Source organism: Bacillus cereus group sp. BceL291 (genome assembly GCF_051776705.1).
In the GTDB taxonomy this organism is placed as follows: Bacteria; Bacillota; Bacilli; order Bacillales; family Bacillaceae_G; genus Bacillus_A; species Bacillus_A cereus.
In genome coordinates, this window is sequence record NZ_JBPWAP010000029.1 from 1 (window position 1) to 21,533 (window position 21,533).

Here is a 21,533-nt window from a genome sequence, read left to right on the forward strand (position 1 = left end):
TCAGGTAGCATAGTAAAAAATTGAAACCCGTCAGGGTTTATTTGATATGCCCGCTTTTATAAAATCTACAAAAGATAATAAAAAACTATATGGAAAGACCGCATTTTGTTTGAAAATATACCTTAAGTTGATGGATGTGTGCAAAGACCCCAATACCTGCTAATAATTCAAATCCTGAATTTGCAAATCCAGTAATAAAGGCATTATTTGTTGTATCCGAGGTTTTCGGTAAATAACTAGAATACGTAATCATAATTCCAAATGCTAAAGATAAACTAAAGAATATTTGACCATAAGCAGCAAGCCATACTTTCCCATCAAAAATACGACTCCAATCTGGTTTAAAGAATGCATCTAGTCCTTGCATAGCACCTTCCATCGTCACTGCACGAACGACGATAATAAGGAACATAACAACTAATAAAGGAATAAATATACGGTTAACAACTTCGATTCCTTTTTTAACTCCTTTAAATGCAACGCCAAGCACAATAATCCAAACGAGAGCTAACGGAATTAATACTTCCGGTACAAGTCCTCCAAATTGCCCTGGCTTATCTGCAACATGTAAGTACTCTTTAAATAAAAATGATTGCGTGTCTTTTCCCCATGCTCCAGTAATTGCAAAGTATGTATACGATATAGACCAAGCAATAATCACTGCATAATATGTTGAAACGATAAATGTTACGCACATTTGCCACCATCCAATAAATTCGGCACGCGGGCTAATACGGAAAAATGTAAGTGGTGCTGAACCACGATGACGATGACCAAGGGCAAACTCAAACGCTAACAATGAAATACCAGTCGTTAATAATGCAAATAAGTACGGTAAAAAGAATGCTCCTCCTCCATTTTCATACGCTGTATAAGGAAAACGCCATATGTTTCCTAATCCAACGGCAGATCCGACCGCTGCAAAAATAAATCCAGCTCTCGTTCCCCATTGTTGCCTCGTTTCCATGTTTCCTTCCCCCTTTATGACAAGTTCATACTTGGATTATATTTCAAATTAACTAAATTTTCAATAAATTCTGTTAATTTTTACAAAAATTAGCATCTCTCTCCTATTAACGGCATAAAAAAATCGAATAGACAATTATTCGTCTATCCGATCTTTCATCTGTTTTAATATTTTCTTTTCAAGTCTTGAAACTTGTACTTGCGAAATGCCTATGCGCTCTGCTACTTCTGACTGTGTTTGATCTTTATAGTAACGCAAGTATACAATTAAGCGCTCTCGTTCATCTAGTTCTCTAATCGCTTCTTTTAAAGCAATTTTATCGAACCATTTCGTTTCAGATTGATCTGCAATTTGATCTAAAATAGTGATTGGATCTCCATCGTTTTCATATACAGTTTCATGTATAGACGAAGGGGCCCGGCTCGCTTCTTGTGCTAGAACAACTTCCTCTGGCGTTAGTTCTAGTGCCTCTGCCACTTCATTAATCGTTGGAGCCCTTCCGAATTCTTTCGAAAGCTCATCTCTCATCTTTCGAATTTTGTTTCCTGTTTCTTTTAAAGACCTACTAACTTTCACTGATCCATCATCACGTAAGAAACGTTGTATTTCACCAATAATCATTGGAACTGCATATGTTGAAAATTTCACGTCGAAAGATAAATCAAATTTATCTACCGATTTCAAGAGCCCAATACATCCAATTTGAAATAGGTCGTCTGGTTCGTATCCTCGATTAAGAAACCGCTGTACAACCGACCAAACGAGGCGCATATTACTTTGAACGATTGTATCTCTCGCTTGTTGATCTCCATCTTGACTTTTTTGAATTAACGCTTTTAGCTCGTGGTCCTTTAACTGAGGTTTCTTCTTCTCATTTTTGACCTCTATGTCCATAGGCTATTCTCCTTAATTGCATAGAGCGTTACTATTTGATAAGTATTTTGTCAAATGGATTGTTGTCCCGAAAGATTCGTTTGAAATAACTTCTACTTCATCCATAAAATTTTCCATGATAGTAAATCCCATTCCGGAACGCTCTAATTCAGGTTTAGTTGTAAAAAGGGGTTGTCTCGCTTCATCTAAGTTAAAGATTCCAATCCCTTCATCTCGAATCGTGAGTTTCACCATTGCTTCTTCCAAAATTACAGAAATATAAACAATACCTTCTGCATTTCCTTCGTATCCATGAATAATTGCATTTGTAACCGCTTCTGACACAACTGTTTTAATCTCCGTTAATTCTTCCATCGTTGGATCTAGTTGTGCAATGAAAGCCGCTACTGTAACGCGAGCGAACGATTCATTTTGACTTAATGCTGAAAATTGAAGGTTCATTTCATTTCTCATCTATGCCACCCCCAACGTCGCGAGCGCGTGCGCTTCACTTTCTTCTAAGCGAACGATTTTGAATAAGCCCGACATTTCAAATAAACGCTTAACAGGCGGTGAAATTGCACAAACAACCATTTCTCCACCTAATCCCTTTACGTGTTTATATCGGCCTAATATAACACCTAGACCAGAACTATCCATAAAAGATAAGTTCTCTAGGCTCAAAACAATATGATGAACACCATGTGTCTCAATCATATCTGTTACTTTCGTTCGCAACTCTTCAGCCGTATGATGATCTAATTCACCCTCTAGTCTCACACATAGGACGTCACGTTTTACTTCTAATTGCATGGAAAGACTCACACGATTTCCTCCTTATGCTCAAACTTTACTTATTCACATACATAAAGATTTTCGTGATACAAAATAAGAATCCTTCCTGCTGACAAAAGAAGAACTATTTCGTCATAAAGTGAAACCTTTCAGCATTATTCACTTACATACGAATAGAAAAGCGGCAAAATATTTGCCGCTATTTTGATGTTGAAAACATCCCAAAACTTCTTTTAAATAACTCCCACCAGCTCGCTGCAGCAACATCTTCTTTTGCTACAATTGTTTGTTTTAATAAAACATCTTTATCTTTTTTAATAACAAGTGTACCAAGCGCGTCACCTTTTTTAATCGGTGCTTTTACTTTCTTTTCAGCAATTACTTCTTGTTTTACCTTGTCCATATTCTCGCCCTTCTTCATAAGAAGAGAAACATTATCTGATGCAACTAAATCTACTTTTTCTTTTTTCCCTTTCCCTACTTGAACTGTCTTAATTTTTTCGCCGCGCGTATACAATTTCTTTGTCATATATTGACCAAATGCGTAGTCAAGAAGCTTCGTCACTTGGTTGTTCCGTTCTTTTGATGTTGGTGCTCCCATGACAACTGAAATGATACGCATGCCATTTTTTTCAGCCGATGCTGTTAAACAATATTTCGCTTCTGTCGTAAAACCTGTTTTTACTCCATCTACGCCAGGATAAAAACGTACTAGCTTATTCGTATTAACAAGCCAAAACTTTTTATCCGTATCTTCACGTAAATAATCTTCGTACTTACCTGTGTATTTACGAATAAGTGGATACTTCATCAATTCTCTCGCCATTATAGCCATATCATTTGCTGTCGAATAATGGTCTTTGGCCGGAAGACCTGTTGGGTTTTGAAAATGTGTATTTTTCAGCCCTAGATCTTTCGCCTTTTTGTTCATCATATTTACAAATCCTTCTTCTGAACCTGCGATATGCTCGGCTACTGCAACAGATGCGTCATTTCCAGATGCAATTGCAATACCCTTTAACATCTCATTTACAGTCATCTCTTCCCCAGGTTCTAAAAAGATTTGCGATCCACCCATTGAAGCTGCATGTTCGCTCGCTCTAACTTTATCGGTCAGTTTTAGTTTTCCTTTTTCAACTTGTTCCATAATTAAAAGCATTGTCATAATCTTTGTCATACTAGCAGGTGGTAATTTTTCATTTGGGTTTTTATCAAATAAAACTTTACCTGTATCTTGCTCAATTACGATTGCTGACGACGCTTGTTCCGCTAACTTCGGTGTTGTTTCTTCTGTTTTCTCCTGCTTCGTTTTCTCAGATTGTGCGAAACTTACTGAAGTTCCAGAAAGCAATAACATGAAACAAACAAGTATTCCAAAAACTCGCTTCATGACTAACCCTCCATTCTATATCAGACCTATTTTTTCCAATTTACCTTTTTTTAATACCAAATTTTTCTAACATTTTCAGTTGACAAATACATTCGTCCCCTATATTGTATTAAGTGTATTACATACAGTAGTACACTTAATACATATGAGGAAGGAGACATTGCTCTTGCATATTCAACTTGACCCAAGAAGCAACACTCCGATATGGGAACAAATTGTTCAAAATATAAAAGAACTCGTATTGAAAAACATGTTGGCTCCAAGTGATAAACTCCCTTCTGTACGCGAACTCGCTTCTTTACTCGTTATAAATCCAAATACAGTGAGTAAAGCGTATCAAGAGTTAGAGCGACAAGGAATTATTGAAACGTTACGAGGAAAAGGAACATTTGTATCCCAATCGATTACCCCAACATTAGACGAAAGGAAAATCGCTATGGTTGAAAAGCAATTTCATCAATTACTATTAGAAGCCTCTTATCTTGGTATTACGAAAGATAAAATTCATGATTGGATAGATTCATACTATAAAGAGATTGGAGGGAATACGGATGTTGAAAGTGACAAACTTGAAGAAAACAATTGATAATCAAACAATTTTAGACGATGTTTCTTTCACATTGCAAAGAGGGAGTATCATCGGATTACTCGGAAGAAATGGCGCGGGAAAAACAACTTTATTGCGAACGATGGTCGGTATTTTGGACCCAGACGAGGGAACTGTTACATATGAGGATATCGACATCCATAAAAATCCTGAAACGAAACAAAAAATCGTATATGTTCCGGATTCTACTAACATGCTGAACGGTTATACAGTAAAAGAAATCGTGAAGTTTTATAAATCAGTTTATACAGCATTTGATGAACCATATTTCTATGAACTACTAGAACATTTCAACTTACCAAATAAACGAATTCTTAGTTATTCAAAAGGAATGAAAGCACTGCTCGCCATCATTTTAGCCGTTTCTACAAAGGCAGAATATATCATTTTAGATGAACCGACAAATGGACTTGATCCTATCGTGAAAAGGAAAATTTTACAGTTTCTCGTTGGAGAAGTTGCAGAAAAAGAGATTACCATTTTCATCTCCACTCACCATTTAGATGAAGTAGAACAAATTGCAGATACAATTATTATATTAAAAGGCCATACCATCTCGTCTATTACATCACTAGACGATGCAAAATCACGATTTGCTAAAATACAAGTTGCTTATGAACGTTCACTACCTCAAAAACTAGAAAACTTAAGCAATATTAAAATATTAAATCAAACAGGAAAAGTATATACAATCTTAATCGAAGGAAATGTGGCTACAACACTGGAGAAGTTTTACAAAGAGCAACCTATACTTATTGAAGAATTAACAATGTCACTTGAAGATGTCTTCGTTACGACACTGGAGGAGGATGGGTATGTTTCATAAAGCGTTGTGGATGTGGAATTGGAAGCGTGGGAAATATGCTGCGTTACTTTTTCTCTTCAGTTCACTTTATTTTTTATCTTTCGAATACTATCAAGAAGCAGAAACTCAACAGTCTCTCTTTCTCCATCCAGAAAAAATAGGTGAAGAAAAGTTCTACTATCATTATTCTTTTTATTCTTCTAATAGCTTTTGGTTAGGTATTATTACAATTATCCTATCCTGTATATTAATTGGCTGGGAGCGAAGTAATCAAAATGGAGATTCACTTATGACATTTCCATTTAAAAGACGTGATATGTTCTTATCGAAATGGGTTTTCGGTGGATTTTTCATTGTACTATCATTTCTAATCAATTGGGGTCTTATGTATTTTATTTATAAATCTACGATTCACTTTGAATATCAATCTTTCGAACCATTTCACCGATATTTCCTGTACGCAATTTTCACATATATCGCTATCTATACTGTCTCTTTATGTATAGGTACATTTACTGGCAGTATTATTTCACAAAGCATCTTCAGCATTACTTTTTGCATAATGGGAATGGGAATCTTTTCACTCTTACTCCTTTTCTTTACAGCTCACGCTGAGGCAATACAGGGGAATAAAAGTTATACGAATTTCGAAAACATTTATAAATTCAATAAAAAGACCAACATTTCAAGCGCTATATTAGACTTTTCAATTAGTTATAATTACCACCCTACTGTCCAATCAGATGAAGATCATGGAAAAGTAATACAAAGGGGACCCACTTTTCATAGTTACTACTCTGCAAAAGTAATACTTGTTCCTATCTTCTATACTATTTCCAGCTTACTAATTGGTATGTTTCTTTATGCACGATCACCTAATGAACATAATAAGAAAATTTTCCTTTTTCCAAAATACAACTCACTCTGGATGTGGGGTACTACCTTTTATTTTGCATTAATAGGTGGGCAAATGTTAAAACGTTTTGATTTATTATTTAGTTACTATGTTGGATTCTTTTTATTTGGAATCGTCACTTATTTTATATTATCACGTCTTACAAACTATAAAGTTTTTTAAAGGAGAGATCCTATGTTTCAAAAAGCATTATGGGTGCATACCTACAAACAAAGTAAATATATTGTTTGGCTATTTTGGTTAGTAAGTTTTTATGTACTATCATATAAATACTATTTAGCAGCTGCCGAGCAATTAAAATATTTTCATGAACATAATGAATGGAAATATATATACCGATATAATTATCAACTTTCACTTCCCGATGCTATTATGGTTCAAGGAGGACTCCTTATTATATTAGCCTGTATTCTTATTGGATGGGAACGTCAAAATCAATCAAGTGACATTTTATGGTCTATGCCATTTAAACGAACACATCTCTTCATAACGAAATGGCTTTTTGGTGTGTGTAATATTGTAGCTATCGTTATACTAAATTGGGGACTTTTTGCTATTATGAAAAAGACAACCTTTCATAATAAGTATCAAATATTTTCACCATTTCATACTTACTTCTTATACATGGTTATTATCTTAATTGCTATATATACACTTGCATTATGCATAGGAACAATTGCTGGTAATATGATTTCACAAGGATTTTTCAGTGTTGCTATACTTGGATTCCCTTTTATTTTGCCGACTCTAATTGCCGGGGCTATTTCTATTCATACGGTTGGACTTATTTCCAATCATCCCGTCTATACGGAGGAAAATGTAGATCGTTACGGTTCAGTAATAGAAAAAGTGAGTATTTTAGCGCCAGTTCGCGGATTCAATATTAATTTTAATTACGATCCTCAACGTGCTTATACTGATCAACAAGGCGTACGTCATGATGAACCTAATTTTACGTATATTCCTTCAGCAACAAAACTTATCGGTCCAATCGTAAATATACTTATTCTATTACCTTTAGGAATGTACTTATATACAAGATCACCTAATGAACAAAACGGAAACTTTCTATTATATCCGAAGCTTAAAACACTATGTATGATATGTTGTGTAACCTTTATTGGAATGTTTGGAGGAATGGCAGCGGGCGGAAGTCATTCTATCGTAAATTATTATATTGGTTTTATAGGGACCAGTACGATAGTCTATCTACTATTATCTCGCTTATTAAAATTCAAATTTTCTTGGCGTGTGAAATAACCTCCTTTTAAAGGAGGTTATTTCACATTCTCTCTCCTATCCCCATACACCATCTCTTCTTTCATCCCAAATCCATCACCATTTTGCACAATTTGCTCTGTCGGTGCAACTACACTTTCAGCAATTTTCCATTCCCCACGCTCTTTCACAAATACTTGTAGAAAATAGTTCATGCCATCTAGTTGATATGCATTTTCTTTTTTCACATTATAGTGAATCGCAATGTAGTACACTTGAATGTTTTCTTTTCCTGTTTTTGATACGTATTGCGATAATCTCGGTATATAGAGGGCCGCTTTCTGAAAAGATAGTTGCTTCGCTTTAACAAGCGATGAACTTGTTACATTACGTAATGTGTCCTGATTACGAATATTATCGCTATGGTGGAATAATACTGCGTTTTGCATAGAACGAACCCATAATTTCGAATATAAGACTGTATTATCGGTTTCAATGTACTTCACTTCTTTTCGCACCACTTGGATAGGCGTATCTGCGTACGTAAATGTTTGAAAATAGAAAAAACCACCAAATAAAATGGTAAGTGCAGCAATATATTTCATAATCTTTCCTCCGATCTTTTAATTAAAGTATCGGAGTTTCAAAATATTTTTATTCAAAAGAAAAAGGATAGGAATGCTTTCGCTTCCTATCCTCATTTATTATAATACGCGGCCAAATAGTTCTAAGACCATTTCTATTTCTTGGTCGCTCCAACCTTTAAATCTCTCTTTATAATATTCTTTACGCACAGCTTCAAGTTTTTCAGTTACTTCTCTTCCGTGCTCTGTAATTTCTAAATACACGATTCGACGATCTGAATTAGAACGTTTTCTTTCTACTAATCCTTTTCGTACGAGACGATCTGTAACAGCTGTAATATGACTGGAGGTTACGTTTACTTCACTCGCAATTTGCGAAGCCATCTGTGGACTCTTTAAAAATAACGCACGTAATACAGAAAATTCATTATATGGCATATGTTCTGCAAAACGTGTATTAATATCATTTTGTAATAAACGTATCATTTTTCGAAATGATGCAGATAAATCTAAAATCAGCGTTTCTCTTTTTTCGTTCAATAGCCTCGTCCCTTTTTTATCATATTTACACATATTATAATCTATAAATACCTATGTTGTACATGCTTTCTTTCCTCAACATTCTCATTTATGTAACTTTTTTCATATAAATTTCTTTTTTGTTCACACATATACATATAAAAAGGATGGTGATGGAAAATGCAGGGTGGAATGAATCCTTATTTACACAACGTACGCACAGCTAATACTGGTAAAGAAGCTACTATTACTGTACAAGGCGAAGGCGTCGTTAAAGCAAAACCGAATGTTGTTATATTAACGCTTGGCATTCGAACAGATGATAAAAATGTAAAACAGGCTCAAGAAGAAAATGCAGTGCAATCCAAACAGTTGCTGGATGCACTTAAACAGCTTGGTATTGCCGATAAAGATATAGAAACGATTTCTTATACGATCACTCCTCAATACGAATATGTAAATGATAAAGCATTGCTACAAGGATACCGCGTGGAGCATTTGTATGAAATTACCGTTTTAAATGTACAAAAAGCTGGGGAAGTATATGATATAGCCGTTTCAAATGGCGCAAATGTAGCAAAAGGTTTACGTTTCCGAGTATCTCATCCAAATAAATATTATGAGCAAGCTCTCATTCAAGCTCTGCACCAAGCAGTAGAAAAAGCTCGTGCTATTGCGAGTACATATAATTTAAATATTAATCCTGTTCCCCTCTCATTCGTTGAAGAATCTGCCCAATTACCACGGGAGGTTACGTCTTATGCTACTTTACATGCGCAAGCAGCCCCGCCCATTCAATCGGGTGAATTAGAAATCATTTCATCCATACGGGCTATTTTTACGTATTTATAACGAATTCTCTTTACAAGTAAACGTTATCATTTTACTTGTTGTAAAAACATGATGTTCTGATATAATAAAGAACGGTGAGCTCTTACAAAAGAGATATCACGGGTGGGAGAGGGATATGAAAAAGAAGGTTTAACATGAAAGGAATACTTGAAAGAACATTTAAATTAGATTTACACGAAACATCACCAAAACAAGAAGTTTTAGCTGGAGTTACGTCATTTTTCACAATCGTATATATTATGATTGTAAATGCGTCAATCTTATCAGATGCTGGTATTCCTCTTGAAGCTGGAATTTTAGCAACTGTTTTTAGTTCATTTGTCGGATGTCTACTCATGGCACTTTGGGCAAATGCACCTGCTATTCTTGTCCCGGGTATGGGTGTAAATGCATTCTTCACGTACACAGCTGTGCATACGCTTGGACTAACTTGGCAAGAAGCATTGGCTGCTGTCTTTATCTCTGGTATTATTTTTGCAATTGCCGCTTTTACACCAATCGCTCGCGTGCTATCAGTATCAATTCCAAAGTCATTAAAGGAAGCGATTACTGTCGGCATCGGATTATTTTTAGCGTTTATCGGATTGCAAAAAGGTGGTTTAGTCGTTTCGAACCCAAATACTGCTGTGGCAATGGGGAAATTAAGTAATCCTGTCGTTCTTGCGACATTACTTACTCTTATCATTGCACTTGTATTATTTATTCGTAACGTACGTGGAAACTTTTTATGGACGATTGCAATAGGAACTGGTATCGCCTGGCTATTTGGTCTTGTGGATACGAGTCAAGTGGGAAGTAGTTCATTCTCATTCGCTAATTACGGTGATGTGTTTGGAGCTATGTCATTTGGGAAACTTTCTTCCTTACCATTTTGGATTGCAACATTCTCTTTAAGCATGGTGCTTATCTTTGAGAACATGGGACTTCTGCACGGTTTATTAGAAGATGATCGTAAATTCCCACGTGCTTACCAAGCCAATGCAATTTCAGCAATGACATGTGGTCTATTTGGCACAAGTCCTACCGTTTCAACAGTAGAAAGTGCCGCAGGTATTACTGCAGGTGGCAAGACAGGTCTGACGTCTATCGTTACTGGGTTGCTATTCTTTGCATCACTGTTTGCTCTTCCATTTGTCAAATTAATTCCTGATAGTGCCATTGCACCAATCTTAATTATTATTGGCGGTCTGATGATTACAAGCATTCAACAAATTCCTCTGAATGACTTTTCAGAAGGATTTCCAGCATTCTTAATTATCGTTATGATCCCGCTCACATATAGTATCGCTGATGGCATTGCGTTCGGATTTATTGCTTACCCTATCTTAAAAGTTGCTCTTGGAAAGCGTAAAGAAGTCGCACCATCTATGTATATCATTACATGCTTATTCTTAGCTATGTTTGTATTACATGCTATTGGTTAAAAAAAACACCGAGGAAATCCTCGGTGTTTTTTTACTTAAACCATCCTTTTTTATAAAACCAGGCCATCATTCCGCCGCCAATTAGTGCCATAATAAGTAGACAAATAAAATAACTATATTGTCCACCAAGCTCTGGCATATGCGTAAAGTTCATTCCATATACTCCCGCAATAAATGTTAATGGCATGAAAATAGTCGAGAATACAGTTAATGTTTTCATAATGTTATTCATATGATGTGAGTTTAATGAAAAATAACTATCCCGAATATCTGCTGTTAACTCTCGGCTTGCCTCAATCATTTCTGTTAGTTTAAGCAAATGATCATGTATATCTTTAAAGTAAATTTCATGATCGCTTATACCGTAAAAACGAGTCGAATTTAAAATACGATATAATAAATCACGCATCGGAATGATTGTACGCCTTAGCTTTGATAAATCTGTACGTATATCAAATACCTCTTCTAATACACTTCCTGCTGTCTCCCCCGTTAAATTATCATCAATTGCATTTAAATGATCCTCAATGTAATATACAGGCGCAAAATAGTCATCTACAATTTGGTCGATAATTGTATGAGCTACGTGTAAAGGACTATTTTTAATACGCTTCTTTTCTCCAAGTGTTTTCCATACTCTTTCGATTGCATTGTTATGAGAAAAGTGGAAAGAAACAATATAACGATCACTAATAAATAAATCGATTTCGTGCGGTTCTAGTCCATCTTCCCCAAATGCGTGAAGTACTAAAAAGTTATATCCATCATAAAAATCAACTTTTGGCCTCTGTACATATTCTATACAGTCTTCAATTGCAAGGGGATGGAACTTAAAATGGTCTTGCAGAATATATGTATACTCTTCTTTCGTTGGCTTATATAAATCTAGCCAATACCATACAATATGGTCTTTCTTTGTTTCTTCTAGAGAAACATCATATAATACTTCATCTGTTTTTGTTACTGCACAAATTCTAATCATAATTTCACCCATTATTATTATAAACAAAAAATAGTAAAAAAAGCCAAGGAGAAATCTCCTCAGCTTTTTTTTATTACTTCGTTACGATACCGTGTACTAAAGTTGGTGCATCTACGTGTTCTTTAGAGATCTTCATGTTCTCATAAATTTTCGCTTTTACATCTTCAACATTTTCGCGGTTTGCGTAAATTGTAACGAGAGATTCACCTTGCTTCACGCTATCGCCTACTTTTTTGCGCAGCATTAGACCAACTGCTAAATCAATTTCAGACTCTTTCGTTGCACGTCCTGCTCCTAAAAGCATTGCTGCTGTTCCGATTTCGTCTGCAACGATTTCTGATACATATCCGTCTTCTTTCGCTTCCACTTCAATTTTAAATTGTGCTTGTGGCAATTTAGAAGGGTCATCAACAACAGATGCGTCGCCGCCTTGCGCTGATAAGAACGTTTTAAATGATTCTAGCGCTTTTCCGTTGTTCATTACTTCAATTAGCTTTTCACGTGCATCTTCTAAAGATGAAGCTTGTCCAGCAAGGTACACCATTTGACTTCCAAGTGTTAAACATAGCTCTTCTAAATCTTTCGGCCCTTTACCTTGTAATGTATCAATTGCTTCTTGAACTTCTAATGCGTTACCGATAGCTTCACCGAGTGGTTGACTCATATCAGAAATAACTGCCATCGTGTTACGACCAACGTTATTACCGATACGTACCATTGCTTCTGCTAAACGTTTTGCATCTTCATCCGTTTTCATAAATGCACCTGCTCCAGTTTTTACATCAAGAACAATTGCATCTGCACCAGCAGCAATTTTTTTACTCATAATCGAACTTGCAATAAGCGGAATTGAGTTTACTGTTGCTGTCACATCACGAAGTGCATATAGCTTTTTATCAGCAGGTGTTAAGTTACCACTTTGACCGATAACAGCGATTTTGTTTTCATTTACAAGACGCATGAATTCATCGTTTTCAATTTCCACATGGAATCCTGGAACTGCTTCTAATTTATCAATTGTACCACCAGTATGTCCTAAACCGCGTCCAGACATTTTCGCTACTGGTACATCTAAAGCGGCTACTAATGGACCTAATACAAGTGTCGTTGTATCACCAACACCACCTGTTGAATGCTTATCTACTTTTACACCTTCAATAGCTGATAAGTCGATTGTATCACCGCTATTTACCATTGCCATCGTTAAATCGGCACGCTCTTGATCGTTCATATCTTGGAAGAAAATTGCCATTGCAAGTGAACTTACTTGATAATCAGGAATATCACCATTCGTATATCCTTCAACAATAAAGTTAATTTCTTCTGTCGTTAATGCATGTCCGTCACGTTTTTTTGCAATTAGGTCCACCATTCTCATTGTGAAGTCACCCCTTCATTTGTTTTACGATTGCTTTTACTAATGCTAAGAAGTTAGCTTTAACACGTTCTGTCGTTTCAATTACTTCATCGTGGTGAAGTGGTTGATCTAAAATACCAGCTGCCATATTTGAAATACAAGAAATACCTAACACTTTCATACCAGCATGACGCGCTACAATTACTTCAGGTACTGTTGACATACCAACTGCATCTCCGCCAAGTGTACGAAGCATACGAATTTCAGCAGGTGTTTCATATACAGGACCTGTCATTCCTACGTATACACCTTCTTGTACTTTAATATTTAAGTCTGCTGCAACTTGTTTCGCCATTTCGCGAAGTTCTACCGTATATGACGTAGACATATCAGGGAAACGTACGCCCATTTCAGAATCATTTGGTCCGATTAATGGATTCGTACCCATGAAGTTAATGTGGTCTGAAATTAACATAAGATCGCCTGGCTCAAATGATGTATTTACACCACCAGCTGCGTTTGTTACAACAACTGTTTCTACACCTAGTTCTTTCATAACACGAACTGGGAATGTTACTTTTTGCATGTCGTATCCTTCATAGAAGTGGAAACGTCCTTGCATTGCTACTACTGTTACACCTTGAAGTGTACCGAATACTAGTTGACCTGCATGGCCTTCTACAGTTGATACTGGGAACTCAGGGATTTCACTGTAAGGTACTGTTACTGCGTTCTCAATTTCGTCTGCTAATACACCTAGTCCTGATCCAAGGATTAGTCCTACTTGTGGTGTCTCTTGAAATCTCTCTTTTAAGTATGAAGCTGATTTTGTAATAAGTTCACGATTCATTTGTTTATCCCCCTATTTCTTTAGCTCGTTTAAGAAGCTTGTTCCGTATTCTGGCATTTTCACACCGAAGTTTTCTGCTACTGTTGCACCAATATCAGCAAATGTTTGACGAAGTGGTAACTCTTGTCCGCCTTCTTTCATGCTTGGGCTATATGCTAATAATGGTACATATTCACGCGTATGGTCAGTACCAGGGTGAATTGGATCATTACCGTGGTCTGCTGTAATTAATAATAAATCATCTTCTTTTAGTTTTGCGAATACTTCTGGAAGACGTGCATCATATTCTTGCAGAGCTTCTCCGTATCCTTGTGGATCACGGCGGTGGCCGAATAATGCATCAAAGTCAACTAAGTTTAAGAAGCTAAGACCTGTAAAGTCCATATTTAATGTATCTACAAGCTTATCCATTCCATCCATGTTAGACTTCGTACGAAGTGATTCCGTTACCCCTTCGCCATCATAAATATCAGAGATTTTACCGATAGCAATTACATCGTAGTCACTATCTTTTAATTCATTCATTACTGTACGGCCGAATGGTTTTAGTGCATAGTCATGACGGTTTGGTGTACGTGTAAAGTTTCCAGGTTCACCAACGAATGGACGAGCAATAACACGACCTACCATGTATTTCTCATCTAATGTTAATTCACGTGCAATTTTACAGATTTTATATAACTCATCAAGTGGCACTACTTCTTCGTGTGCTGCAATTTGCAATACGCTATCAGCAGAAGTATAAACGATTAAAGAGCCTGTTTCCATTTGCTCTTGACCAAGTTCATCAAGAATCTCAGTTCCAGAAGCTGGCTTATTACCGATAATTTTACGGCCTGTTTTTTCTTCTAATTCATCAAGTAATTCTTTCGGGAATCCTTCCGGGAACACTTGGAATGGTGTATCAATGTAAAGGCCCATGATTTCCCAGTGACCTGTCATTGTATCTTTACCAGTAGATTTCTCTTGCATTTTTGTGTAATATCCAAGTGGTTTCTCTACTTTAGAGATACCTTTCATTTCTCGAATGTTACCAAGACCTAAATTCACCATGTTAGGCATTTGTAACCCATTCATATGTTCAGCAATGTGACCAATTGTGTCAGATCCTAAATCACCAAATTGCTCAGCATCTGGTGCTTCACCGATTCCCACAGAGTCCATTACGACTAGGAATATACGTTTATATTTATTCATAACTGCGCCCTCCTATAAGTTCAGTTCTACTTCTTGTAGTATGTTCAAAACGCTATAAAGTGAAACTGTTATCAAAAAGAATTCTCATTGTCAAACAGTACTTCTTTAAATCATTTTCTAACCTATTTCGTTTACTTGAAACGATTCAAAAACATTTCTAGTTTTTTCTAAGTCAGATGTCAGACATCTGATACTGATATCATAACATGTTTACGCTTTCTTTTTAATACATTTTCGTAGAATTTCTCATTTTCTTCACACTTCTATTGTAATCCATTCTGCAACGAAGTGCTAATTTTTTTATGATTTATTTCTTCATATTAAAAATAAAAAGTAGCTCTAAAGAGCTACTTTTTATTTTACTTCTATTGTTTCTTCTTTATGTTCATGCAATTCGCCTTTTCTTACATGTACTTTCACTTTGTAAGCACCGTTCTCTTTGAAAGTATGTTTCGTTTCATACTCTCCTTTATTTCCTTCTTTCGCTGGAATAAATTCGTGTTTTTCAACACCATCTTTCCAAATCTCTAGTTGTACTTCAGCACCAGTTAATGCTTCTTCTTTTTGCTTTAAATGAACTTTCATTGTAGATTCAGCATTTGCCTTTATGTCTCCAGCCATAAGATGGATCATTGTGTCACTTTTATGATCTCCATGTCCTGCACTGTGATCACTATTTTCTTTTTTTGCATCTTCTACTTTCGCATTTCCTACAGCAACTTTATGTTCTGGCATAACGTGCATATCACGTGCATTTGTATGAGGAATAATATGATATACTCCGTCAGTTTCAAATGTTTTCTCTACTGCATAAACACCTTTTCCTTTATGCTTACCATCTAACATCTCGTGCTTCTCGTCGCCATCTTTCCAAATTTCAAACTTTACATCATCGGCATCCGTTACTCTTTCTTTTCCTTGTGTAACAAGTGCTTGTACTTCTGTTTTTTCACCAGGTTTAATTTCTTTCGGATTCGTTTGAATTGCTACGTTTACACTTTCAAGTTTCTTTTCTTTTTTCGGTTCTTCTTTGTTTGTATTACAGCCAGCCAACGCTAGCATCGCGATAAATAAAGTTATAATCAGTTTTTTCATCATCATTTCCTCCTTTATACTCTATTTAGTATAGAGGAAATACATTGTAATATTCCAGTCTTCTGCTGAAAACAATATACGAAATGTTTGTGAAGTTTCTGTGAAGCGGTCTTCCCCTCTTAATCTATGAAAAAAGAGCATAGTAACTATGCTCTCGGATGAAACTGTTTATATACATCTTTTAATCTAGTTTTTGAAACGTGCGTATAGATTTGAGTCGTTGAAATATCTGCATGTCCAAGCATTTCTTGTACAGCACGTAAATCTGCTCCATTTTCTAATAAGTGCGTAGCAAACGAGTGACGCAACGTATGAGGTGTAAGCTCTTTTTCAATATTTGCTTCTTTCGCTAATCGTTTTAATATTTTCCAAAATCCTTGTCTTGATAAACGATTACCATGATGGTTTAAAAAGAGTGCATCTACTACTTTTTTCCCCATTAATTCTCTTCTTCCTTTTTCAATATACTTTTGAATTGCTTCCGTTGCTAAACTTCCTAGTGGAATAATTCTTTCTTTATTCCCTTTCCCTATGCAACGAACAAATCCCATCGTTAAATGTACATCTTCTAAATTGAGTGCAATCAATTCTGAAACACGAAGTCCTGTCGCATACAGTAACTCTAGCATCGCCTTATCACGAATCCCAAAAGCACTTGTCATTTTTGGTGTTTGAAGTAACGCCTCTACTTCATCAACTGATAATACTTTTGGTAATTTCCGTTCCCCTTGTGGCGTTTCAATATGTACGGATGGGTCGTGTTCTACCGCTCGTTCACGAAGTAAAAATTGGTGGAACGAACGAATTGATGCGATATGACGCGCCAATGTTTTCGAAGATTTTCCGTTCTCTTTTAAATACTGCAAAAAATTAACAATGTGTAAACGGGTCACTTCATGAAAAGTTTTCGTCTGTTCCACATTTTGCAAATACTTTACGTAGCTTTTTAAATCCCGTTCATAAGATACTACTGTATTCTTTGCTAATCCTTTTTCGACAACCATATAATGAATAAAATCTTTTAATTGATCTTCCACTCTACACTACTCCCCATTTTCATAGAAAAACATCATTCTATTTACGAAAGCATCCTTTGCCAGTTCTTCATTCCCTGATACTTTTTCTACAGTCTCTTCTTTAGGTTTTTCATAACGATGATAGCTTTCATATTCTTCATTTATCCATAGTATAGCGAAATAAAACAAAATCGTACAACTTGTAAATAATAAAAATACTTTTATTCCATCAAAAGTTAATTTTAAAGCTCGGCGCATTGTAAATTCCTCCAAAATATAAGTTATTACAACATATGCCAAGCTTTCACCAATTTATACCTTATTCAAATAAAAAACCTCTTCCTAGATAAATAGGAAAAGGTTATTTTTCATCCGTTTCATTTTCTTGACAATTTTTACAAATCCCATGGAATGTTAAACGATGATCTTTCACCTTAAAGCTCCAGTCTCGTTCTACTTTCCTTTCCACTTCACCAAGTAAATCTTCTTGTATTTCTTGTACAGCACCACATTGTGTACAAATCAAATGATGGTGGAAACGCTGCGCACCTTCTTGGCGTAAGTCATAGCGTGAAACACCGTCTCCGAAGTTAATCTTATCGACAACTTTTAACTCAGATAATAGTTCTAAAGTTCGATAGACGGTTGCTAATCCGATCTCTGGCGACTTTTCTTTTACAAGGAGGTAAACATCTTCTGCGCTTAAATGATCTTCTTCATTTTCTAGCAGCACACGAACTGTTGCTTCACGTTGCGGTGTTAATTTGTAGCTCGCTGCATGTAATTGCTTCTTAATTCGTTCAATTCTTTCTTCCATTCGGTACTACTCCCTCCTCGCCACTCTTACACCATTATATCAGAAGAAGGGCTTCTGTCAAAAGAAAAAAACAATAAAAACAAATTGATAATTATTCTCAAAAAGTATTTATTTTTTATTAATAGCCTCAACGACTTCTTTCATTAAAACTGGTGATGCGTAAGCCTCCACACTAGAAGCAAGTGCTAACACCACTCCAATTACGAGAAAGAAGCATGTATAACGGATTAATAATGGTAATAGTGGCTCGGTTATTTTTCTAATAAATTGATGCCTAATCATCCGTAAAGAAAAACTTGCAGCAATAGTTGTCATAACGAGAAAGACTGGAATGATAATTAAATTTTGTGGCAAAACAGATACAAATGCTAATAATAATCCATTCCATCCATGCTGACTTACTAAAAAACCAACTGTAAATCCAACGACAACTCCTTTTACAAATAATAAAATAAAAATAAGTGGTAATCCAATAATTGAAATCCCTAAAATCCAAATAAATCCGATGTATTTTAATTGCGAAAAGTAACTTTCTCGAAACATTTCGCCCGCAATGGCAAATTCTCCTTTAGAGACTTGTCCAAAAAAACGTTGTAAATAAAATGATAAATCTTGTTTTTGATTGATTTGTAAACTATTCACCAGAATAGCTCCGAATATTACTCCCATCAATAATAAAACGGCGTTAAATATATATAATGAAGAGTTTTCCTGTATGTGAGACATTACACGGTCTTGCCAATTTTTTCGCCACATTTTTCTTCCCTCCGTTCACACTCTTATTAAAAATGTATGAAAGAAAGAAAAAAGTATGACGAATTAACATTGAAATTCCGCTCTACTTTGCTAAACTAAAAAGTAGAGAATAGGAGGGATTTCTCTTGAAACCATTATTATTAGATTTTCCAACATTATTTCAAACTGAACGCTTGCAAGTTCGTAAACCATTTCCAGGTGATGGTGCAGAAGTATATGAAGCAATCCAAGCTTCTCTAGAAGACTTAGTACCGTGGATACCAATTAACGCTGAAACAGAAGAGAGTGCTGAAGAAATTGTTCGCGAAGCTCACGGACAGTTTTTACTTCGTGAAACACTTGATTTTCACTTATACGATAAAGTATCTGGTACATTCATCGGAGCAATTACACTAAAGCCTGAAAACTGGGATATTCCAAAGTTTTCACTTCACTTCTGGCTACATAGTGCCTATACAAAACAAGGCTATATGACCGAAGCTGTTAAAGGTGCAATTCAGTTCGCCTTTGATAAACTAGGCGCTAGAAGAATTGAAATTCGTACTGATGCAACAAATATAAATGCATGTAGCTTAGCAGAACGTCTAGAATTCATTCTAGAAGGTACAATGGAAAATGATTTCCTAGCACCAGATGGTAGCTTACGTGATGCACGTGTATATGCAAAAATCAATTAAAAAACACTCGCCTTTGGCGAGTGTTTATTTTTGTAGTTGTAAATATTGTACTGCAAACATCGTCTTCGCATCATGAATACGAAGATCTTTCATAAGAGTAATCGCTTCTTCTAACGATACTTCCATTAATTCCACAAACTCATCTTCATCTAACTCAGCTTTATTTTCTTTTTTTGTCAAACCTGTCGCTTTATATACATATAAAATTTCATCTGCGAATCCTGGAGATGTATAGAAAGAAGTAATGAGCTCCATATTTTCACATACATATCCTGTTTCCTCTTCTAATTCACGAACTGCTGTTACCTCAGGTTTTTCACCAGGTTCTAACTTACCAGCCGGAATTTCTATAATCGCCTTTTCAAGCGCTTTACGATACTGCTCAACAAGCACAATTTTCCCCTCATCAGTAATAGCAATAATAGCAACTGCACCAGGGTGATTTACAATTTCACGTTTACTCATTGCTCCATTTGGTAATACTACATCATCAACACGAACTTTTATAACTCTACCATCAAAAATCGGCTCAGTTTTTACTGTTCTCTCTGCAAGATTACTCATACTACTTCATCTCCCTGTTCTATTTCCTATTCTTTCCTCATACATTTTACCACATTGAAAGGAGCGTGATAGAAATGAAAGTTTATATTTTACCAAATCGCGTCACTTTAGTCGGAAAAGCATGGCAAATTCGCCATAAGCTAAAGCAATATAGCAAAGAGTATACAACTGTACAAGAGTGGATTACAGCAAATAAAGTGAAACATTAATCATGCTTTTACGGGCAGTTAATGCACAGCGAAAAGTAAACGTTTGTCAACCTCTTTTCCCTCTCGTACAATAAAGGTAAGGAGGTTGACCTATGAAAAAACGTCAATTAGGAAACTCAGATTTGTTTGTTACAGAAATAGGCCTTGGCTGTATGTCTCTCGGTACATCTGAAACAGAAGCTATGCATATTATCGATGAAGCGATCGATTTAGGAATTAATTTTTTTGATACAGCAGATTTATATGATTACGGATTAAATGAAGAATTTGTTGGAAAAGCCTTGAAGGGAAGAAGAGACCAAATTGTACTTACAACGAAGGTTGGAAATCGTTGGACAGAAGAAAAAAATGGCTGGTCTTGGGATCCTTCTAAAGCTTACATAAAGACTGAAGTAAAGGAAAGTTTACGTAGACTTCAAACTGATTATATTGACCTTTACCAACTTCATGGCGGAACGATTGAAGATCCAATAGATGAAACAATTGAAGCTTTTGAAGAATTGAAAAAGGAAGGTATTATTCGCCATTACGGTATTTCTTCTATACGCCCAAATGTCGTTCGTGAGTATGCAAAACGCTCAAACATCGTTAGTGTACTAATGGAATATAGCCTTTTAAATCGTCGTCCAGAAGAATGGTTCCCCCTTCTGAATGAACACCAAATTAGCGTCATTGCCCGCGGGCCACTTGCAAAAGGAATTTTAACTGACAACAATGCAATAAAAATAGAAAGAGTAAAGGAAAAGGATTATCTCTCTTATTCTTACGATGAATTACATACAACTCTAGCGAGTGTAAAAGAAACGATTGGAGAACGCTCTTTAACAGGAACAGCTATTCAATATTGCTTACATAATAAGACTGTTGCAGCTGTTATACCTGGTGCAAGCTCGCTTCAACAATTACAGGAAAATATACGAGCTAGCCAACAGTTACCTTTAACGAAAGAAGAATATATACAACTTCAAAAGATTGTTAAATATGACACATATGCTTTGCATCGTTAAAAATATCGAATTACCGATAAACAGAAGACTGTCTCCAGTATTAGGAGACAGTCTTT

General features: G+C 35.8%; 25 protein-coding genes and 1 pseudogene. 9 read left to right on the top strand and 17 right to left on the bottom strand.

Annotated elements, in window-relative coordinates; genetic code table 11:
- Positions 1 to 139: 139 nt before the first annotated feature.
- The 5 genes and pseudogenes from ACS2CR_RS18450 to dacF form a co-directional block, all read right to left on the bottom strand.
- Positions 140 to 967 (bottom strand): annotated as a pseudogene (locus ACS2CR_RS18450) (sodium-dependent transporter); the annotation flags it as partial.
- A gap of 135 nt (positions 968 to 1,102) precedes the next feature.
- Positions 1,103 to 1,861 (bottom strand): RNA polymerase sporulation sigma factor SigF, encoded by a 759-nt coding sequence (gene sigF, locus ACS2CR_RS18455; RefSeq protein ID WP_000350729.1) that lies wholly within the window; start codon positions 1,859 to 1,861, stop codon positions 1,103 to 1,105.
- Between the two features lie 12 nt (positions 1,862 to 1,873).
- On the bottom strand, positions 1,874 to 2,314 hold the full coding sequence (gene spoIIAB, locus ACS2CR_RS18460; RefSeq protein ID WP_001243398.1) for an anti-sigma F factor: 441 nt from the start codon (positions 2,312 to 2,314) through the stop codon (positions 1,874 to 1,876).
- Entirely contained in the window at positions 2,315 to 2,665 is a 351-nt protein-coding gene (gene spoIIAA / locus ACS2CR_RS18465) for an anti-sigma F factor antagonist (protein ID WP_000059135.1), read from the bottom strand.
- Between the two features lie 169 nt (positions 2,666 to 2,834).
- Positions 2,835 to 4,025 carry a serine-type D-Ala-D-Ala carboxypeptidase DacF gene (gene dacF, locus ACS2CR_RS18470; RefSeq protein ID WP_000831995.1) on the bottom strand — a complete coding sequence of 397 codons (1,191 nt, stop codon included), beginning with the start codon at positions 4,023 to 4,025 and terminating at the stop codon, positions 2,835 to 2,837.
- A 166-nt stretch (positions 4,026 to 4,191) separates the two neighbouring features.
- Between dacF and ACS2CR_RS18475 the strand changes: the two genes are divergently transcribed.
- From ACS2CR_RS18475 to ACS2CR_RS18490, 4 genes are read left to right on the top strand one after another with little or no spacing between them, the layout of a single operon-like run.
- A complete protein-coding gene (locus ACS2CR_RS18475; protein ID WP_000548027.1) occupies positions 4,192 to 4,611 on the top strand; it encodes a GntR family transcriptional regulator in 420 nt (139 codons plus the stop codon).
- Positions 4,577 to 5,458: an ABC transporter ATP-binding protein gene (locus ACS2CR_RS18480; protein ID WP_053512799.1), complete on the top strand. Its 882-nt coding sequence runs from the start codon at positions 4,577 to 4,579 to the stop codon at positions 5,456 to 5,458. Before ACS2CR_RS18475 ends, ACS2CR_RS18480 begins: the two co-directional genes overlap by 35 nt.
- Positions 5,448 to 6,515, top strand: coding sequence for an ABC transporter permease (locus ACS2CR_RS18485; protein ID WP_000468528.1), 1,068 nt, complete (start codon positions 5,448 to 5,450; stop codon positions 6,513 to 6,515). Before ACS2CR_RS18480 ends, ACS2CR_RS18485 begins: the two co-directional genes overlap by 11 nt.
- A gap of 12 nt (positions 6,516 to 6,527) precedes the next feature.
- On the top strand, positions 6,528 to 7,613 hold the full coding sequence (locus tag ACS2CR_RS18490; protein WP_000486561.1) for a hypothetical protein: 1,086 nt from the start codon (positions 6,528 to 6,530) through the stop codon (positions 7,611 to 7,613).
- A 17-nt stretch (positions 7,614 to 7,630) separates the two neighbouring features.
- On the opposite strand, the gene ACS2CR_RS18495 is transcribed toward ACS2CR_RS18490, so the two are convergent.
- Together ACS2CR_RS18495 and ACS2CR_RS18500 are read right to left on the bottom strand one after the other, a co-directional pair.
- Positions 7,631 to 8,176: a hypothetical protein gene (locus tag ACS2CR_RS18495; protein ID WP_000873786.1), complete on the bottom strand. Its 546-nt coding sequence runs from the start codon at positions 8,174 to 8,176 to the stop codon at positions 7,631 to 7,633.
- A 99-nt stretch (positions 8,177 to 8,275) separates the two neighbouring features.
- The gene (locus ACS2CR_RS18500; RefSeq protein ID WP_001003305.1) at positions 8,276 to 8,695 is read right to left on the bottom strand and encodes a MarR family winged helix-turn-helix transcriptional regulator; all 420 of its coding nucleotides are present in this window, start codon (positions 8,693 to 8,695) and stop codon (positions 8,276 to 8,278) included.
- 159 nt (positions 8,696 to 8,854) lie between these two features.
- Between ACS2CR_RS18500 and ACS2CR_RS18505 the strand changes: the two genes are divergently transcribed.
- Positions 8,855 to 9,526: an SIMPL domain-containing protein gene (locus ACS2CR_RS18505; RefSeq protein WP_001161448.1), complete on the top strand. Its 672-nt coding sequence runs from the start codon at positions 8,855 to 8,857 to the stop codon at positions 9,524 to 9,526.
- Between the two features lie 134 nt (positions 9,527 to 9,660).
- Positions 9,661 to 10,950, top strand: a complete 1,290-nt coding sequence (locus tag ACS2CR_RS18510) for an NCS2 family permease (protein WP_153602589.1) — start codon at positions 9,661 to 9,663, stop codon at positions 10,948 to 10,950.
- 31 nt (positions 10,951 to 10,981) lie between these two features.
- Here the strand turns inward: ACS2CR_RS18510 and corA are convergent, their stop codons facing one another.
- The 9 genes from corA to spoIIM form a co-directional block, all read right to left on the bottom strand.
- A complete protein-coding gene (corA, locus tag ACS2CR_RS18515) occupies positions 10,982 to 11,944 on the bottom strand; it encodes a magnesium/cobalt transporter CorA (protein WP_002005674.1) in 963 nt (320 codons plus the stop codon).
- A 61-nt stretch (positions 11,945 to 12,005) separates the two neighbouring features.
- Positions 12,006 to 13,310: a pyrimidine-nucleoside phosphorylase gene (locus tag ACS2CR_RS18520; protein WP_001243069.1), complete on the bottom strand. Its 1,305-nt coding sequence runs from the start codon at positions 13,308 to 13,310 to the stop codon at positions 12,006 to 12,008.
- 7 nt (positions 13,311 to 13,317) lie between these two features.
- Entirely contained in the window at positions 13,318 to 14,139 is an 822-nt protein-coding gene (locus ACS2CR_RS18525) for a purine-nucleoside phosphorylase (protein WP_053512797.1), read from the bottom strand.
- 12 nt (positions 14,140 to 14,151) lie between these two features.
- Positions 14,152 to 15,336: a phosphopentomutase gene (gene deoB / locus ACS2CR_RS18530; protein WP_098619353.1), complete on the bottom strand. Its 1,185-nt coding sequence runs from the start codon at positions 15,334 to 15,336 to the stop codon at positions 14,152 to 14,154.
- Positions 15,337 to 15,690: 354 nt separating this feature from the next.
- Positions 15,691 to 16,434, bottom strand: a complete 744-nt coding sequence (locus ACS2CR_RS18535; RefSeq protein WP_002101286.1) for a FixH family protein — start codon at positions 16,432 to 16,434, stop codon at positions 15,691 to 15,693.
- Positions 16,435 to 16,577: 143 nt separating this feature from the next.
- The gene (gene xerD / locus ACS2CR_RS18540) at positions 16,578 to 17,468 is read right to left on the bottom strand and encodes a site-specific tyrosine recombinase XerD (protein ID WP_000390088.1); all 891 of its coding nucleotides are present in this window, start codon (positions 17,466 to 17,468) and stop codon (positions 16,578 to 16,580) included.
- A 6-nt stretch (positions 17,469 to 17,474) separates the two neighbouring features.
- Positions 17,475 to 17,705 carry a YqzK family protein gene (locus ACS2CR_RS18545; RefSeq protein WP_053512796.1) on the bottom strand — a complete coding sequence of 77 codons (231 nt, stop codon included), beginning with the start codon at positions 17,703 to 17,705 and terminating at the stop codon, positions 17,475 to 17,477.
- A gap of 103 nt (positions 17,706 to 17,808) precedes the next feature.
- Positions 17,809 to 18,264: a ferric iron uptake transcriptional regulator gene (fur, locus tag ACS2CR_RS18550; RefSeq protein WP_000392657.1), complete on the bottom strand. Its 456-nt coding sequence runs from the start codon at positions 18,262 to 18,264 to the stop codon at positions 17,809 to 17,811.
- A 108-nt stretch (positions 18,265 to 18,372) separates the two neighbouring features.
- On the bottom strand, positions 18,373 to 18,990 hold the full coding sequence (gene spoIIM / locus ACS2CR_RS18555; protein WP_013142149.1) for a stage II sporulation protein M: 618 nt from the start codon (positions 18,988 to 18,990) through the stop codon (positions 18,373 to 18,375).
- Positions 18,991 to 19,145: 155 nt separating this feature from the next.
- On the opposite strand from spoIIM, the gene ACS2CR_RS18560 reads away from it, so the two are divergent.
- Positions 19,146 to 19,697 carry a GNAT family N-acetyltransferase gene (locus tag ACS2CR_RS18560; protein WP_000803479.1) on the top strand — a complete coding sequence of 184 codons (552 nt, stop codon included), beginning with the start codon at positions 19,146 to 19,148 and terminating at the stop codon, positions 19,695 to 19,697.
- Positions 19,698 to 19,721: 24 nt separating this feature from the next.
- On the opposite strand, the gene ACS2CR_RS18565 is transcribed toward ACS2CR_RS18560, so the two are convergent.
- The gene (locus ACS2CR_RS18565; RefSeq protein WP_000067041.1) at positions 19,722 to 20,261 is read right to left on the bottom strand and encodes an NUDIX hydrolase; all 540 of its coding nucleotides are present in this window, start codon (positions 20,259 to 20,261) and stop codon (positions 19,722 to 19,724) included.
- 74 nt (positions 20,262 to 20,335) lie between these two features.
- Between ACS2CR_RS18565 and mciZ the strand changes: the two genes are divergently transcribed.
- Both mciZ and ACS2CR_RS18575 read left to right on the top strand, forming a co-directional pair.
- Positions 20,336 to 20,470: a Z-ring formation inhibitor MciZ gene (gene mciZ, locus ACS2CR_RS18570; RefSeq protein WP_000870302.1), complete on the top strand. Its 135-nt coding sequence runs from the start codon at positions 20,336 to 20,338 to the stop codon at positions 20,468 to 20,470.
- 92 nt (positions 20,471 to 20,562) lie between these two features.
- The gene (locus ACS2CR_RS18575; RefSeq protein ID WP_098619351.1) at positions 20,563 to 21,477 is read left to right on the top strand and encodes an aldo/keto reductase; all 915 of its coding nucleotides are present in this window, start codon (positions 20,563 to 20,565) and stop codon (positions 21,475 to 21,477) included.
- Positions 21,478 to 21,533 lie beyond the last annotated feature (56 nt).

What these genes read in the sequence shown, in the direction of transcription:
- sigF (WP_000350729.1), bottom strand. Translation starts at nt 1,861, where the DNA reads ATGGACATAGAGGTCAAAAATGAGAAGAAGAAACCTCAGTTAAAGGAC.
- spoIIAB (WP_001243398.1), bottom strand. Translation starts at nt 2,314, where the DNA reads ATGAGAAATGAAATGAACCTTCAATTTTCAGCATTAAGTCAAAATGAA.
- dacF (WP_000831995.1), bottom strand. Translation starts at nt 4,025, where the DNA reads ATGAAGCGAGTTTTTGGAATACTTGTTTGTTTCATGTTATTGCTTTCT.
- ACS2CR_RS18480 (WP_053512799.1), top strand. Translation starts at nt 4,577, where the DNA reads ATGTTGAAAGTGACAAACTTGAAGAAAACAATTGATAATCAAACAATT.
- ACS2CR_RS18485 (WP_000468528.1), top strand. Translation starts at nt 5,448, where the DNA reads ATGTTTCATAAAGCGTTGTGGATGTGGAATTGGAAGCGTGGGAAATAT.
- ACS2CR_RS18490 (WP_000486561.1), top strand. Translation starts at nt 6,528, where the DNA reads ATGTTTCAAAAAGCATTATGGGTGCATACCTACAAACAAAGTAAATAT.
- ACS2CR_RS18495 (WP_000873786.1), bottom strand. Translation starts at nt 8,176, where the DNA reads ATGAAATATATTGCTGCACTTACCATTTTATTTGGTGGTTTTTTCTAT.
- ACS2CR_RS18505 (WP_001161448.1), top strand. Translation starts at nt 8,855, where the DNA reads ATGCAGGGTGGAATGAATCCTTATTTACACAACGTACGCACAGCTAAT.
- ACS2CR_RS18510 (WP_153602589.1), top strand. Translation starts at nt 9,661, where the DNA reads ATGAAAGGAATACTTGAAAGAACATTTAAATTAGATTTACACGAAACA.
- corA (WP_002005674.1), bottom strand. Translation starts at nt 11,944, where the DNA reads ATGGGTGAAATTATGATTAGAATTTGTGCAGTAACAAAAACAGATGAA.
- ACS2CR_RS18520 (WP_001243069.1), bottom strand. Translation starts at nt 13,310, where the DNA reads ATGAGAATGGTGGACCTAATTGCAAAAAAACGTGACGGACATGCATTA.
- ACS2CR_RS18525 (WP_053512797.1), bottom strand. Translation starts at nt 14,139, where the DNA reads ATGAATCGTGAACTTATTACAAAATCAGCTTCATACTTAAAAGAGAGA.
- deoB (WP_098619353.1), bottom strand. Translation starts at nt 15,336, where the DNA reads ATGAATAAATATAAACGTATATTCCTAGTCGTAATGGACTCTGTGGGA.
- ACS2CR_RS18535 (WP_002101286.1), bottom strand. Translation starts at nt 16,434, where the DNA reads ATGATGAAAAAACTGATTATAACTTTATTTATCGCGATGCTAGCGTTG.
- ACS2CR_RS18545 (WP_053512796.1), bottom strand. Translation starts at nt 17,705, where the DNA reads ATGCGCCGAGCTTTAAAATTAACTTTTGATGGAATAAAAGTATTTTTA.
- fur (WP_000392657.1), bottom strand. Translation starts at nt 18,264, where the DNA reads ATGGAAGAAAGAATTGAACGAATTAAGAAGCAATTACATGCAGCGAGC.
- spoIIM (WP_013142149.1), bottom strand. Translation starts at nt 18,990, where the DNA reads ATGTCTCACATACAGGAAAACTCTTCATTATATATATTTAACGCCGTT.
- ACS2CR_RS18565 (WP_000067041.1), bottom strand. Translation starts at nt 20,261, where the DNA reads ATGAGTAATCTTGCAGAGAGAACAGTAAAAACTGAGCCGATTTTTGAT.
- mciZ (WP_000870302.1), top strand. Translation starts at nt 20,336, where the DNA reads ATGAAAGTTTATATTTTACCAAATCGCGTCACTTTAGTCGGAAAAGCA.
- ACS2CR_RS18575 (WP_098619351.1), top strand. Translation starts at nt 20,563, where the DNA reads ATGAAAAAACGTCAATTAGGAAACTCAGATTTGTTTGTTACAGAAATA.